General features: G+C 36.4%; 12 protein-coding genes and 1 pseudogene. 3 read left to right on the top strand and 10 right to left on the bottom strand.

Annotation, left to right across the window (positions count from 1 at the left end; genetic code table 11):
* The coding region (locus RT445_RS18540) for an isopeptide-forming domain-containing fimbrial protein (RefSeq protein WP_313471229.1) at positions 1-3,625 on the bottom strand (3,625 nt) is incomplete at its 3' end.
* Between the two features lie 838 nt (positions 3,626-4,463).
* Between RT445_RS18540 and RT445_RS23715 the strand changes: the two are divergent.
* Positions 4,464-4,617, top strand: a pseudogene (locus RT445_RS23715) (tyrosine-type recombinase/integrase); the annotation flags it as partial.
* 426 nt (positions 4,618-5,043) lie between these two features.
* The gene (locus RT445_RS18535; RefSeq protein ID WP_144787983.1) at positions 5,044-5,364 is read left to right on the top strand and encodes a YflT domain-containing protein; all 321 of its coding nucleotides are present in this window, start codon (positions 5,044-5,046) and stop codon (positions 5,362-5,364) included.
* 305 nt (positions 5,365-5,669) lie between these two features.
* Here RT445_RS18535 and RT445_RS18530 read toward each other — a convergent pair whose 3' ends face one another.
* The 6 genes from RT445_RS18530 to RT445_RS18505 all read right to left on the bottom strand — a co-directional run bounded on the left by RT445_RS18530 (position 5,670) and on the right by RT445_RS18505 (position 12,398).
* Positions 5,670-7,025 (bottom strand): YjiH family protein, encoded by a 1,356-nt coding sequence (locus tag RT445_RS18530; protein WP_274796097.1) that lies wholly within the window; start codon positions 7,023-7,025, stop codon positions 5,670-5,672.
* 551 nt (positions 7,026-7,576) lie between these two features.
* Complete coding sequence (locus RT445_RS18525) at positions 7,577-8,344, bottom strand: IucA/IucC family C-terminal-domain containing protein (RefSeq protein ID WP_274796095.1); 768 nt, start codon at positions 8,342-8,344, stop codon at positions 7,577-7,579.
* Positions 8,341-9,168 (bottom strand): ABC transporter ATP-binding protein, encoded by an 828-nt coding sequence (locus RT445_RS18520; protein ID WP_274796093.1) that lies wholly within the window; start codon positions 9,166-9,168, stop codon positions 8,341-8,343. Before RT445_RS18520 ends, RT445_RS18525 begins: the two co-directional genes overlap by 4 nt.
* Positions 9,169-9,213: 45 nt before the next feature.
* Positions 9,214-10,254 (bottom strand): FecCD family ABC transporter permease, encoded by a 1,041-nt coding sequence (locus RT445_RS18515; RefSeq protein ID WP_312505285.1) that lies wholly within the window; start codon positions 10,252-10,254, stop codon positions 9,214-9,216.
* The gene (locus RT445_RS18510; protein ID WP_312505283.1) at positions 10,247-11,263 is read right to left on the bottom strand and encodes a FecCD family ABC transporter permease; all 1,017 of its coding nucleotides are present in this window, start codon (positions 11,261-11,263) and stop codon (positions 10,247-10,249) included. The genes RT445_RS18515 and RT445_RS18510 overlap by 8 nt, the downstream gene beginning before the upstream one ends.
* 130 nt (positions 11,264-11,393) lie before the next feature.
* Entirely contained in the window at positions 11,394-12,398 is a 1,005-nt protein-coding gene (locus RT445_RS18505) for an ABC transporter substrate-binding protein (RefSeq protein WP_274796090.1), read from the bottom strand.
* Positions 12,399-12,760: 362 nt separating this feature from the next.
* Here RT445_RS18505 and RT445_RS18500 point away from each other — a divergent pair, with 362 nt between their 5' ends.
* Positions 12,761-13,069, top strand: coding sequence for a CotD family spore coat protein (locus RT445_RS18500; RefSeq protein ID WP_274796089.1), 309 nt, complete (start codon positions 12,761-12,763; stop codon positions 13,067-13,069).
* Between the two features lie 82 nt (positions 13,070-13,151).
* On the opposite strand, the gene glnA is transcribed toward RT445_RS18500, so the two are convergent.
* The 3 genes from glnA to RT445_RS18485 form a co-directional block, all read right to left on the bottom strand.
* The gene (glnA, locus tag RT445_RS18495) at positions 13,152-14,486 is read right to left on the bottom strand and encodes a type I glutamate--ammonia ligase (protein WP_274796088.1); all 1,335 of its coding nucleotides are present in this window, start codon (positions 14,484-14,486) and stop codon (positions 13,152-13,154) included.
* A 55-nt stretch (positions 14,487-14,541) separates the two neighbouring features.
* Positions 14,542-14,919, bottom strand: a complete 378-nt coding sequence (locus RT445_RS18490) for a MerR family transcriptional regulator (RefSeq protein ID WP_274796087.1) — start codon at positions 14,917-14,919, stop codon at positions 14,542-14,544.
* A gap of 148 nt (positions 14,920-15,067) precedes the next feature.
* A partial coding sequence (locus RT445_RS18485) for a methionine gamma-lyase family protein (protein ID WP_313471234.1) occupies positions 15,068-15,158 on the bottom strand: 91 nt, incomplete at its 5' end.

Raw genomic sequence — 15,158 nt, 5'->3', positions numbered from 1 at the left:
GAATATTATCGCCTGTCACTGTCGCTACATTTTTAATATCCAATCCTGCTTGACCCGCTTGGACTTTTACTTCAAATGTTAGTTCATGCCAGTTTGTATCTGTAATATCACCGAATTGGCCGGTTACAGTGCCGTTGGCATAATGGCCTTTGTCTGTATCTTGTTCATCTGTTACTGCTACGCCATCTACTTTTAAGCTACCTGGTTGGTACTCAAGCCCTTTTGGTATCGCATCCGAGATGACTAAGTTTTTAACTAGACTATCTGTTAACGTATTTTGCGTTTTGATTGTATACAGAAGCGTATCTCCAACCTCTGGGTGATCCTTATCTGTATTTCCTGAAGCCTTTTCTTTAATAGTCGATGATTTCTCCGACGCTAGTTGTGCGCCACGTGGATAAACATTGACTACCTCTTCCGGTTTATCTGGGGTTGGAATATTATCGCCTGTCACTGTCGCTACATTTTTAATATCCAATCCTGCTTGACCAGCTTGTACTTTTACTTCAAACGTTAATACATGCCAATCCATATCCGTAATATCACCGAATTGTCCTGTAATAACCCCATCTATAAAATGGCCTTTATCTGTATCTTGTTCATCTGTTACTGCTACGCCATCTACTTTTAAGCTACCAGGTTGGTATGCAAGCCCTTTTGGTATAGCATCTGAAATAACTAAATTTTTAATCATGCTATTAGAGATAGTATTTTGGGTATAAATCGTATACAGTAATGTATCTCCAACTTCTGGATTTGTCGCATCAGTATTAGCAGCAGCTTTTTCTTTTAGCACTGCAACTTTTTCAGATTGTAGGACTGGTCCCTTTTCATTAACCAACGTAGATACTTCATTCGTATTCGTTGTTTCTTCTGTATTTGTTAATAAATTTCTATAGTTTACTTGCGCTTTATTAGCTACAGTTGTTCCAGCACCACTTAGTAAAGCTTTTACTTTAAATTGAACAGTAATGCCATCTGGTAAAGAACTAGTATTTGGCAAGTCTCCTAGCTTAACAATGACTTTATCGCCATCAAAATGGCCTTTGTCGCTGTCATTTGCATCTGTTAGATCGCCTGTACCTTGGCCGTTGGTAATCTTTAATGAGCCTGGAACATATTCAGTACCTGCCGGAATAGCATCTTCAAATATTGCATTAGATGCAACATCTCCTCCGTTATTCTTAATGGTAACTTCATACGTTAACTCATCACCAGCAGATACTTCTCCTTCCGGTGAAACGGTTTTTTCTGCTGTCACACAAGGTACTGTTCCTAGGAAAATATCATCTAATAGATTACCCCAACGTTGATCTCCACCTGCTGCTTCGATAGAGTTAAAAGCAAACCTTGTTGTTGTTTGTTCTGCTGGTACTGTGTAAGTACCTGAGTAATATACCCACTTATCTTTATCAGTCGTAATTTCTTTAACTGTCGGAAGGCTTTTTGGATCAATATTTGCTGACCCTATTTGTACAGACATTGTATCGACACCTAGCCCTCCCTTATGAGCTAATCGCCAATAGATCGTTTGGCCTGGTATCGTTTCAACATCTTGATATAATGCTGATACTTGTTCAGCATTCAACTCAGCATATTGATTCCCATTTGGAGGGTTAATTTCCATACCTCCATAAAGGTATTCTGATTTCATAATTTGAATAAATTTATCGGATGCTGATGTTTTCCATCCTGGAACTTCACTTTCCAAGAAATACTGCCATGCATGTTCAGATCCTGGTGAACCTGTATCTCCCGGCATTCTTGCAGTCGGCTCTTCAAAACTACCATTAATCAATGCTACTGGTGCTGGACATGATTCTGTTGGCGGATCAGTTGGTGGTTGGTTCGAAGCTGGGATTGTTGCCGTATCTTCTTTACAACCAATAGTGGCTTTAAGCGTATTATCCATAGAATAATCAGCATTTTTTAAAACTGCATGTATTTTTCCTTCTGTATCCGAAACTAAATCTGCCAGTGCTTCTCCGTTTGGCCCTGTTAATACTCCACTTGTTGAAGTGAAAGTATCAAGAGATGCTCCTGAAACTGGATTGCCTAATGGATCTAATAAAGTTGCTGTCACATTATATTCCCCAGAATTACCGATTGGCTCTGTCGCTAATTCCACACTACTAGGCGCTTGCTTGTAATTATTTTGAGGATTAAGTGTCGTAATAGGAGCCAAATCATTCACAAAATACCAGCTATTGATATCATGGTTCTCATAATTAGGATATCCTGTTGACGCGGTAAACCCAGCATGAATCGGTTGTCCGCCAAATATAGCACCAAGGTCTACGTTGTTCACACTTAGAACTATATTAGAACTAGCCCTATCCGGTGAAGTACCTAAACGAACCTGAACAATCTGGCTTAAACCGTCATAGTCGATCCAAGAATAATACTGAGTACCGTTAGATAAAACAAAATTGGTACCATTATCTGTATTATACTGATTCAAATCTGTAAATCGACCTGTCTGATTTACCACTGATCCATTTTCTGCAAGTCCAATGTAATTTGAAGATGGATCTTTATAAACATCGTTTAAGAATGTATCATATTTAACGGCAAAGCTTGGGTTTATACCATAATATCCCAAACCGCCTCCATCTGCCTTTTCGCTAGTTGATTTAGTTGAAATCGTAAAGGTCAATCCATCACTTGCACCTGCAGGATTTGCATTATTCATACTAAAAGAAAATGCTGTACTAAATGAATAATTGTTTTTAGGACACATTGCATCTTTGTTAAAGACGGCTCCACTTTGTAGAGGAGTTGCAGATGTCAAGCGAATAATATCGGAACCACCCGGTACCGCTGCAGTTCCATTTAAAGTAAATAATTGATTCACTGTATCCATTGGAAAATTATCGAACTTATACGTAAGCCAAGGATTAGAGCCAGTAGCATTTGCCATAATATCTTGGTCTGTATAAGTAATGGCTGCATCTTGCGAAGAAGACATTTCTGAAGAAGTATGATTGTCTTCTGTAGGCTGTTCTTTAATAGGTTGTTCTTCTTCTGGTGTTTCTTCAATTATTTCCTCTGGAACTGCATTTTCATCTGGTGCTGTATTCTCATTAGATGTTATATTTTCATCTGATGTTGCCTCAGTAGTTGATGGCGTTTCAGAGGGTACAGGTGTAATGTTCAATGGCTGTGAATAAAAAATTTGACCATTTTGCTCCATTGTTGCCTGAATATTTACATTATCAGTAAGACTACTAGAAAGGGATAAGGAAACTCTTTTCTTATCTCCTACAAGAGTAAATTTGGTCCAATCCACAAATACTGTTTGAGTATTTTCATCATAAGTTAGTCCTTCTTGCAAAGGATTATCCAATTTCAGGGATAACCCTTCTGGCAGTTGCAACTTTGATTTAGTATCTGAATCTTGTCCTTCTTGTAAGACTAAGTCCAAAGAGATTACTTGGTTTTCTACTTTAAACTCTTGAATTCTCTCATTTTGGCCTTTCTCAGTAAAATACAAATTATCTGTATAATTATTTATTAACTCCTCTGCACTAGCTACAGAAATAATTGAAGAAGACAGACTTTGAAATAGTAATACGAAAATTAGGAATATGCTAAGTTTCCTAGAACAATATATGCTACGTCCCATTATTCTCCTCCTATGTAGTTGTAATATTTACAATCAAACTAAGTAACTCCCCCTTCTAAATAGAAATTTTTTATTAAAAACAATATCCCCCCTTTCAAGGTTTTTTGGATTTAGAATATCTTCCGAGATTAATATCACTTTAGGTTTTACCATTAGTCACTTCATTTTCCACTATATTCATAATGATTATCGTTTTATCTTAAAATAAAATTAATAGGTTGTAGGAATTATTTACCTATTAATATAATTCGCACATACAATTTCATTTTTTTAGTTAAAAGAATTAATTAAAAAGTAAAAATTTAACATTATAATAGACTGTTAATTAAGTGATTTGAATTATTATATAATCATCACGCAAAACCTTATGCTTATTATCCTCTAATACTTTTTACTCTTTTGGGTAATAATGTTATTCTCCTGTATAAAATAAAAACCTTGATACAGCAACGAATGCCTGTACCAAGGTTTTAAATTTTCTCATCACTATATTAATAGTATACTAAAAGAATTTTATACAAATTTATTATTGACAACAAAATCTTATTATTTAGAACGAATATATATTATTTATTTTCAAAATTCCAGGTAAATATATTGTTCAGGTAACTAAATCCGAGCTTATTCCTTAGATGAAGTAAGCTTCTTTTCTTACTAAAGAAATTGGCTTTATTACAAAAAACACCCATTTAAACATGAGTGTCTTATTGAATTAAAGTTAAATTTATTTAATTTTAATTAAAAATCCTGTATTAGCTTTCCGCTCTGCTTAGCGTATATCTTTGTAGTCTCACTCTTTTCATGACCCAGTAAACTTTGAATGATATCATTTGGCGCACCTTGTTTGTTTATTACGGACAGAAGACCGAAAGGCAAATGAGCATTGATAATTTAAGATATATTATCAAGCGCATCTCAAATCGGGCTGGTATAAAAAGTATACATCCGCATCAATTACGACATAGTATGCAACGCATATGTTTAATAACGGTTATTGAAAACAATATGTTTTTAATGTAAGCGATGAATCTCCCTCGATTTTTTTTATCCTGTTGATACCTTTTCCATGCTTCGGATAACATGTGTCTTTCACTCTCCCACCTTTCTATTAGTTCAATGAAAAATTTTTTCATACAAGGATTTTCAACAACCTAAAAAATAGTGATAGTTTCGAACTCTAATTAATCAAAAAGGCACTTTCCTTGTTACCAGGAAAGCGCCCTATTCTTGAATAAGGTACAATCCCTAAATAGAACAGTGCCCAATTATAGAATAACAACTTACAATGTTTTCGAGTTGTTCATTAGTATTCCATTAGTTGTTAATGCCACTCTAACATAATTAAAACTAAAAAGATGTTTTATTCATTTAATTTAGTGGAATAGATTGAATGTGAACATATATAGGAGGGATAAATAATGACAGTCAAATTGACAGTAGAAAACGTAGTACAGGCGAAACAAGAAGTGGAGAAATTAGAAGCACAAGGATATCTTCGAGATAACATTTACATCTTTGCGCACTATGAAGAACGTGAAGATGATATTAACGAAGCACTCGGGACAGAAGAAGCTGGTATTGGCGAGCAAGGGTTCCTGACTACTATGAAGAACCTGGTGAATTCCCGTGGAGATGAACTCCGCAACGAGTTAGCTTCTGTCGGATTAAGTGAATCGGAAGCTGCTCAATTCGAAAAGGAACTGGATACAGGTAAATTGGTCATTGTTGCCAATAAGTAAAAACAAACTCGGGAAGTAAATTCCCGAGTTTGTTTTTCATTTTACAAGTCCTCCTCGTATTCCGTAGACTCTGTATTCCAGATAGCCTTTCAACCAAGTCAGTATAAAACATCCTTCTTTATTGTCAATGAGATTTTCATCTTCTTCATTAAAGAATCTTCTTCGACAATATGGCTCGATTATGGAATAAGAAAAAACCCTGCATATAAACACAGGATTTTTATTCAAAATTTGTTATAGATTAATGATTCTTATCTTAAAATGGTGATCTATTATTTTTTAAAACTAAACTTCCTTTTCCTTATTTAGAAGAGTAAGTGACCAATCAATGCTGCAATTGGTAGAGTGATCAGTGTACGCAGGATAAATAAAACAACTAAATCGAAGAATTTCAATGGAATTTTTGTACCCAGAATAAGGCCACCCACTTCTGACATATAAATCAGCTGTGAAACAGATACCACTGCAATAACAAATCTAGTAACATCCGATTCGATTCCTGCTCCTAAAATAGAAGGTAGGAACATATCGGCAAAGCCTACAACCATCGTTTGAGCCGCTTCTGCTGCTTCAGGTAAACCGAGTACTGTTAAAATTGGCTCAAATGGCTTCCCTAAAATCACAAAGATGCTTGTAAATTCGGCAAGCATTAAGGCAATTGTTCCGAAAGCCATTACAATCGGAGCAACTCCAATCCATAAATCAATGACATTTCTAGATCCATCTTTTAAAAATTGACGTGGATCTCGGTTTGCATGGGCAACAGCTAGAGCGTTTTCTAGACCATGTGAGACAGAATTATAGCCTTCTGGCAATTTTTCACGCGAATAGTCTACTGGCGTACCATCTATATATGTATCTTCCTTCTTAGCAAGTGGATAAATTCTTGGCATAATAATGGCTAACACAATCCCACAAAGCACAACTGTTAAATAATAAGGAATAAAATAGCGTGCCAGGTGCACAGTATCCAATACAACGATACAGAATGTGATAGATACAACCGAGAAACTTGTCGCAATAATAGCTGCTTCTTTCTTCGTGTAGTTCCCCATCTCATATTGCTTACTAGTCATTAACACACCAATCGTACCATCACCAACCCATGATGTAAGAGCATCGATTGAAGAACGACCAGGACTCTTAAATAGGGGTCGCATGATTCTTACCATCATTGTGCCAAAAAATTCAAGTAAACCGAAATTTGTTAAAAATGGTAAGAGGAATCCAGCAAATAAAAAAATGGTAAATAGGAACGTCACAAGTCCACCATTTGGATCCATTAGTAGTCCACCAGTATTTTCATTGTTGATCGCAGAAGGTCCAAAATTAAAGACAACCATGGAAGCAAAAATTAATCCGATAAATCGTGTTATCGTCCAAAACCAATTTACATAAAACAATGTATCTAAAATACTAGGCTCTTTCGCATTTTTTCGAGGAATAAATTTAGCAATAAGTGCTCCAAATGCTGAAATTGCAAACATTAAGATCGTAAAGTAACTAATAACTGGAGCCACAATCCCCGCAAGAATATTTGCTAATATTGCTATTGGTACTTTCCACCCCTCTTCAGTTAATACCGGTGTCATGAATAAGAAAATACCGATTAAAGAAGGAATAATAAAATAGAAATATGTAGAACTAGAATATTTTTTCATTTTTTTATAAAACCCCATTTCTCTTTTTACGCAAGAAAGCTTGATCATTATGTATTTTTAGCTAGTCATATAGAAATTTGCTACTATAACATTCATACCAAACAAAATTACCTGTAACTATTTTAATACATACCAACAATACATATAGTGTTAATAATTAACTATATTACTTTCCTCCCCTTTGATTGTTGCCACGTTCTACGAGCTAGGATATGCCGTTTTCATTCAATACCTCTTTCCTCCCTCTGTTATAGAACTATTATAAAAACTTTGAAGTTTTGAGTTTTAGCCAGAAAAAGACTTACTTCATTCATGTTTTTATAACATAATTGTGTTATAAAACTATTGTAAACGCTACAATATGTTTGGTTCAACCTTACAATTTTCTGAATATTTATACATGTAATTATTGTTTTGTTATACTTATATAATAATATATTCTAAAATAAACTTCATTCTAGATTAATGAAAAAAAGAACGGGGCTGAAGATAAAATAAGTGAATAGACAACTATACAATGATAAGTTGTCTATTCACTCACTTTGGGATTATTATGGTCTTTTTATTTTAGGACAGGAGATGCAAAAGTCTTTTGTTTCATCAGAGGTTTGATAGTAGAAGCAGCACGTTTTTCTCAGTCGAACTGGATGCTCGGATTCCTCAATTGTCACTTTAGGTCCACAATAGTGGGTCAAAGGATTTTTTCTTTCACCAAAAAGGATACCTGGCGCTTGCTTTACTATGTAATGATAATCTTCTTGGATTCGTGCTAGCTCTTGCTCGCTGGCATCTTCTTTTAATTTTGTTTCATATAACCAATTGACATAAATTGCGGTGTTTTCCCACAAGATTGTTTTTGGAATCTTCGTTATAATTGTTAAAGATTGCCATACTTTCGCAAGATTGTCCGCAAAAATTCCTCTAAGAACCTCATCACGCCATTGATTACGGTCTAGTATAGGCTCTGAGACCGTGCTATCGATTAATCGAATTTTGGGAAGCCACGGCTTTGCATTATTTTCTGCTTCTATCCAGATATTGTCGATATGAACAGGTATACCTTTATCAAATCTCGACATCGCATAAAACGCTGAAGCCATAGTTAAAACACTGTAGCGCTTAGCAAATAGCGATGCTGTAACGAGAATAGATGGAGATTGGAAGAAAGGTGCAATTTTTTGTAAATATTTTAAAGCTTGTTTAGTATTCAATAATTCTTGAGCGCATAAAGAGTAGTTTGAATCTAAAATGGGTTCCTTCGTCAATCGATAATCTCTTACAAGTATGGCTATTTCTTCAGCTGACAGTTTTACACTCAACTGATCCCTACCTCCTCTAAAATCTCCTCATTCACTGATCGTCCTTTACCATGAGGGACACATAATGGCGTACTAAATAACGGATCTTTTATTATGGTACAGTCCATACGAAAGACAGCCTGTACCATCTCGGCTGTTACCACTTCCTCAGGTTTACCTTGCGCATAAATTTGTTTATCGCGCACAGCAACAATATGATGGGCATAGCGACATGCTAAATTTAAATCATGTAACACCATGACAACAGTACGGCCTTCATTTTCATTTAAATCAAATAGTAAATCTAAAATTTCTACTTGATGAGCCATATCTAAATAAGTTGTGGGCTCATCTAGTAAAATAAGATCTGTATTTTGAGCCAATGTCATGGCAATCCACACACGTTGCCTTTGACCGCCAGATAATGCATCCACTGGTCGATCAGCAAATTTAGTCATCTGTGTAACCGTAAGTGCATTCTCCACAATTTTTTCATCCTCAGTAGACCATTGCTTTAACCAGCTTTGATGGGGATAGCGACCTTGCTTAATCAATTGTTGGACGGTTAATCCTTCAGGCGCAACAGGACCCTGTGGTAAAATAGCTAAACGTTTTGCCACTTCTTTGGTAGAAATGGCATGTAGTTGATCATCTTCTAATAGAATGTCACCTGACTTCGCTTTTTGAAGTCGTGCAAACGTTCGAAGTAGGGTGGATTTTCCACAACCGTTGGCACCTACCAGTACCGTTATTTTCCCTTTAGGTATTTGAAGATTCAAATCCTCCAAAATAAGATTATCTCCATAACTAACATTTAAATCTCGTGCTTCTAAGACATTTCTCATATTCCTGTCACCTTCTTCTACGCTTTCCTATTCTTCTATATTAATTTATTGATTGCGCGTTCTAAATAGTAAATATATAAAGAAAGGTGCGCCAATTGCAGCTGTAAATACACCTGTTGGTAAGTCCTTTGGTAAAAAGGCTATTCGTGCCACAATATCGGCTACGATAACAATAATGCCACCAATAATAGCTGTCACCGGAATTAATCCAGCAAAGGATCGCCCCACAAGCATTCTACTAATATGAGGAGCTACTAATCCTACAAAGGCAATTCCACCAGCAAAAGCGACTGCTGAACCGGCTAGCATCACACTAATAAGTAAAAAAAGTAAACGATACCTTTGCACTTTGACCCCTAGCCCTATTGCCATTTCGTCTCCCAGTTCCTTTACATTCACCGTTCTTGCCAACATAAATGTTAATGGCAATAAAATGGCCACCCACGGTAAGAGTAAATACACATCCTGCATATTCGCCCCATATAAACTACCTGTTAGCCATAAATAGGCCTTCGTTGTCGCTGCCACCTCACTCATAACAAGTAACATGGTCACAACTGCCTTTGCTAAAGCAGAAATACCAATCCCAATGAGGACCATGCGAATAGGTGTTACGCCTTTTCTCCACGAGAGAAGATAGATGATAAAGGAGATTATAGCAGCACCTAATATAGCAGCTAACGGTAAAAATTGAATGTTGATTGACCCCATACAATACACGATAAAGATAATTGCACCCATGGATGCTCCACTCGTTATTCCGATAATATCTGGAGCCGCAAGTGGATTGCGGATAATTCCTTGTAATAGTAACCCAGCAACACCTAGCGCAGCACCAACTAACAATGCCATCAACACACGCGGGAGCCTTAATGTATGTAAGACAAAATCATAATCCCTATTACCATAGCCGAATAGTTCTTTCACCACTGTGAATGGATGGATAAACTCACTACCCGCAGATAGAGCAAGGACTGATATGATGCCTACTAATAAACTTAGCAGAAGTAACACCCAACAAGTTCTTTTGGCAATTTGAAAAGATATGCGATTAGATTTTGTTCGAACCGACATATAATTAGACATTTTTCGCTAACCCCTTTCGTGCAATATAAATAAAGAAAGGAGCTCCGATTAAGGCAGTCATTACACCAATTGGGAGTTCTAACGGCATCATAACATATCTAGCTGCCATATCAGCTAACAGTAGCAATATCGCTCCTAATATTGCACTATACGGAATAATCCAACGATAATCTGTACCAACAAGATTGATGGCAATATGAGGGACAATCAATCCAATAAAACCGATTGAACCTGCTACAGCAACTGAACTACCTGCAAGTATGATAATGATGATGCCTAGAGTAATTTTCGTGATCATTGTTCGTTGACCTAAACCTTTTGCAATATCATCACCAGATTGTAAAATATTGATAGAACGCCCCATTAATATCGCCACGATTGTTACTATTAAAATAAAAGGTAATACAGGTACAAGCATTTCAATGCTACGTCCTGACACAGACCCCGCTAACCAAAAAAGGACGCTTTGTAAACCCTGTTCATCAATTACTAAAAGCCCTTGCGTAAACGAGACAAATAGAGCTGTAATCGCTGCACCAGCTAATACTATTTTAATTGGTGTTAAACCATCCCTACCTAATGAACCTAAGAAAAACACCATTGCTCCCGCAATGCCCGCCCCTAAAAAGGCAATCCACATATAGCTCATTAAAGATTGAATGGAAAAAAGAGTAATGGCACTGACAATAAAAAATATGGCTCCTGCATTGATTCCTAAAATATCAGGAGCTGCTAAAGGATTTCTTGTTAATGCTCGCATTAATGCCCCTGCTATAGCAAGGCTTGCGCCAACTACTGTAGCGATTACAGCTCTTGTAAATCTAGATGTTCGAATAATAACATGCTCCTTATCAGCAGCATCAAAATGAAACATGGCATCGTAGATTGACGAGAAAGGAATGGGAGTTTGACCAATGGCTATGCTAATGATAAATGCCAGCAAAAGAAACATACAACTGATGAATAAGCCTGTTTGTTTCATCGAAGTACTAGAAAGAATAATTCTCATTTTTATGCCAACTTTCTGATCCACATTTTATCTTATGAATAGGGTTGTAGTTTTCGAAATCTCTAACACTACAGGAGAGGGCTGTTGTTCAAGCATTCTCCAACACCTTAAACAGCCCTTATCTCCTTCACTATTTTTCTAATTCAAATTTGTCATAAATATCATCTAACATTAAATTAGCACTAATAATCCCACCAGCTAGATTCCAATTTATTTCATCTACTTGATAAACCTGATTTGCCTTTACAGCATCAAGCTCTTTCCATAGTGGATGATTTGTCCACTCTTCATAAACCTTTTTGACTGCTTCATCATTTTCCATAAACATATAAATAACATCAGCATTCATTTGTGTAATGCTTTCTTTGTCTGTTAGTTTCACGATTTCCAATGAATCATCTGTTAAATTTTTAGGGCCTTGAAAGCCAAGCTCTGCTAAAATAGAGCCCGCATACCCAGTTACATATATTCGTGCATGGTCTGCTCTGAAGTTAACAACAGATACATGGAATGGCCATTTATCGCCCAGCTTTTCTTGAATTTTTGTTTGGAAATCAGCCACTCGAGTATCCCAATCCCCTAATACCTCTTTAACTTTTTCTTCTTGATTCATTGCTTGCCCCATCATTTCAGCTGTCCCTTTGAAATCGAAAACCGTTTCATGAGCAACTGTTGGTGCAATCTGAGATAACTGATCATAAATTTCCTCATGACGGACTTTAGAAGCAATGATTAAATCTGGTTTAAGCTTTGCAATTTCTTCAAGATTTGGCTGAGTTTCTTGTCCAACAATTGCAACACCATCAAGATCATTTTTTAAGTAATTATAAATAGGTGCTTCAGCCCAAGATTCTACTACCCCAACTGGCTTAATGCCCAACGCTACTGCCACATCTGTAGCCCCTTGGTAAAGGGTAACGATTTTTGTAGGTGTTCCTTTAATTGTGGTAGTGCCCATTGCATGTTTAATCTCTCGACTAGAGGATTCCGTGTTACTTATTTCTGCTTTGTCATTTTCTTGTGAACTGCTGGAGTTCGATGTTGACTCCCCACATCCAACTAATAAGAGCGCAAAGCTAAATAGCAGTGTAAAAAATATAAAAAAGTCTTTCCTTTGTAGCGATAATTTTGGCATACATATCCTCCTAAGATTTAATTAATAACGATAATCATTATCAATTAAAGAGTATACTGTACGACTGTTTTAATGACAATATCTATTTTTTCAAAAAACGTACTCTTTTCATCAAAATTTATTTTAAATAAAAAATTCAGGACATTGATGTATTAGTTTTGACAGTAAAGAAAAAGGTTAAATCCTTCATCTTGATACTTTTATTTCACTCCTAGATGTAGGCAAGTTGATTTTATAATTTCTACCAAATTAGCTACTTGTTAGATTTACCTATGCATTAATAGGCAAATAAATAGACCCTATCGACATATATCTCATATCTTAATAATGAACTACAACTTATCAAAACAGGAGGTTATAACATGTTTCAACGAAGACGCCATCCGGCGAAAGGTCCACACTGCTGTCCGCCACAAACAATGCCAACGCAATTTGATCCACCACAATTTTTACCACCAGAGCAATATGTACGCACAAATTATATCCATACAGTTGTTCCACACGTACAACCAGCACATGTAACAACAGTGAACAAACATATGATTGATCATCAATACTATTTCCCATGCACAGAATCTGTCGTTAATGAATGCTGTGAAACACATACAATGTGCGGTATGCCGCCTAACCCTTGCCATATGCCACACCATCATAAACATATGGGTTATTAATAAAAAACTGTCTAACCGTACACAGAAATTTAGACGAAAAAAACCGAGTGACCTCATAAGCCACTCGGTTTATCTTTTATGATTAATACATTTTTAAATATTGATCGCGTTCCCATTGATGGACTGTTGTACGGTACATATCGAACTCGATTTCTTTTGCTTCTTTAAAGTTTGCATAAATATGCTCGCCTAATGCTGCTTGTGCTACTTTATCTTTTGCAAGTAATGTTAAAGCATCATCTAATGCTGCAGGTAGGTTTTCAATACCATTTGCTTGACGCTCTTCTTCTGTCATTACATAGATGTTGCGATTAATAGCTGCAGGTGGTGTTAAGCTTTGACGAATACCTTCAAGACCTGCTTCTAAAATAACGGCCATCGCTAAATATGGGTTTGCTGAAGGGTCCACTGAACGTACCTCTACACGAGTTGAAAGCCCACGTGCTGATGGGATACGAATGAGTGGTGAACGGTTTTGTGCAGACCATGCTACATAACATGGTGCTTCATAACCAGGTACTAGACGTTTATAAGAGTTAACTGTTGGGTTTGTCACAGCTGTGAAGCCTTGTACGTGTGCAAGAACACCCGCCATAAATTGCATAGCTGTTTCAGAAAGTCCTAATTCAGTCGATTCATCATAGAATGCATTTTCTTTGCCTTTAAATAGTGATACGTTAAAGTGCATACCAGAGCCCGCTTCACCAAATAGTGGTTTTGGCATAAACGTAGCATGTAAGCCATGTTTACGAGCGATTGTTTTCACTACTAATTTGAATGTTTGGATGTTATCACATGCAGTAACAGCATCAGCATATTTAAAGTCAATTTCGTGTTGTCCTGGAGCTACCTCATGGTGAGAGGCTTCAATTTCAAAGCCCATTTCTTCTAGCTCTAATACAATATCACGACGGCAGTTTTCACCAAGATCTGTTGGAGCTAAATCGAAGTAACCACCATGGTCATTTACTTCTAACGTTGGCTCGCCTTTTGCATCTAATTTGAATAAGAAGAACTCTGGCTCAGGCCCTAAATTGAAGCTTGAAAAGCCCATGTCCTCCATTTTTTTAAGAATACGTTTTAGGTTATTTCGTGGGTCACCAGCAAATGGTTCGCCTTTCGCAGTGTAAACATCACAGATAAAACGTGCTACTTTCCCTTTTTCAGAAGTCCAAGGGAATACTACGAAAGTATCGAGGTCAGGATATAAATACATATCAGATTCTTCGATTCGAACGAAACCTTCAATAGATGAGCCATCAAACATCATTTTATTTTCTAGTGCTTTGTCTAATTGACTTACAGGAATCTCAACATTTTTAATTGTGCCAAGAATATCTGTAAATTGTAAACGAATAAAGCTTACGTTTTTTTCTTCGATGAGACGTTTAATGTCCTCTTTTGTGTATTTACCCACAGTTTTCCACACTCCTATAATTTGTCTAGCTTTTATGTTTACCCTACCCTATTAATTAATAGAATCGAGATAAATCCCCACGTCGGATGGATGATTTTTGCATGCGCTGTGCTTGTCGCATTTCTTCTCGCATGATTTGGCGTAATTCTGAATCACTTAAATCTTGCTCATCAATTGTAGCAACAGGATTTTGCTTTTTAGCAAATATTTTTTTAATCTTTGCCATATTCATACCCTGTTCTAAGTAGTCTTTAACCTCAAGCAATGTGTCGACGTCATTTAGTGAGAACATTCGACGGTTGCCTTCTGTTCGGTGCGGCTCAATTAAATGGTGTTCTTCATAATAACGAATTTGTCGTGCCGAAAGTTCAGTTAATTGCATCACAATACTCATCGATAATAACGGCATAGTTCGTCTAATTTCACGACTCATTTAAGTCCTCCTCCAATACCCGCTTATCATATAACGAAATTTTTTCACTGTCAACCAAGCATGTAAGGTTTCCTGACATGACAATGTTATTTTTTTAAAAGTGCTAGAAAATTGTAAAAAACTGTTCAAATTTTTAATTTCCACATGATTATTTTTGAATAGCTTGAACAGCACTGCAAATAGCAAACTTCACATGTTCATATGTCAGTCCACCCTGTATAAAAGCTGTAAACGGCGGA

This window comes from Lysinibacillus sp., assembly GCF_032093475.1.
In the GTDB taxonomy this organism is placed as follows: domain Bacteria; phylum Bacillota; class Bacilli; order Bacillales_A; family Planococcaceae; genus Lysinibacillus; species Lysinibacillus irui.
The sequence above is the reverse complement of the archived record's forward strand: the minus strand, read 5'-3'. Positions and strand labels throughout refer to the sequence as shown.

What these genes read in the sequence shown, in the direction of transcription:
- RT445_RS18535 (WP_144787983.1), top strand. Translation starts at nt 5,044, where the DNA reads ATGACAGTCAAATTGACAGTAGAAAACGTAGTACAGGCGAAACAAGAA.
- RT445_RS18530 (WP_274796097.1), bottom strand. Translation starts at nt 7,025, where the DNA reads ATGAAAAAATATTCTAGTTCTACATATTTCTATTTTATTATTCCTTCT.
- RT445_RS18520 (WP_274796093.1), bottom strand. Translation starts at nt 9,168, where the DNA reads ATGAGAAATGTCTTAGAAGCACGAGATTTAAATGTTAGTTATGGAGAT.
- RT445_RS18515 (WP_312505285.1), bottom strand. Translation starts at nt 10,254, where the DNA reads ATGTCTAATTATATGTCGGTTCGAACAAAATCTAATCGCATATCTTTT.
- RT445_RS18510 (WP_312505283.1), bottom strand. Translation starts at nt 11,263, where the DNA reads ATGAGAATTATTCTTTCTAGTACTTCGATGAAACAAACAGGCTTATTC.
- RT445_RS18505 (WP_274796090.1), bottom strand. Translation starts at nt 12,398, where the DNA reads ATGCCAAAATTATCGCTACAAAGGAAAGACTTTTTTATATTTTTTACA.
- RT445_RS18500 (WP_274796089.1), top strand. Translation starts at nt 12,761, where the DNA reads ATGTTTCAACGAAGACGCCATCCGGCGAAAGGTCCACACTGCTGTCCG.
- RT445_RS18490 (WP_274796087.1), bottom strand. Translation starts at nt 14,919, where the DNA reads ATGAGTCGTGAAATTAGACGAACTATGCCGTTATTATCGATGAGTATT.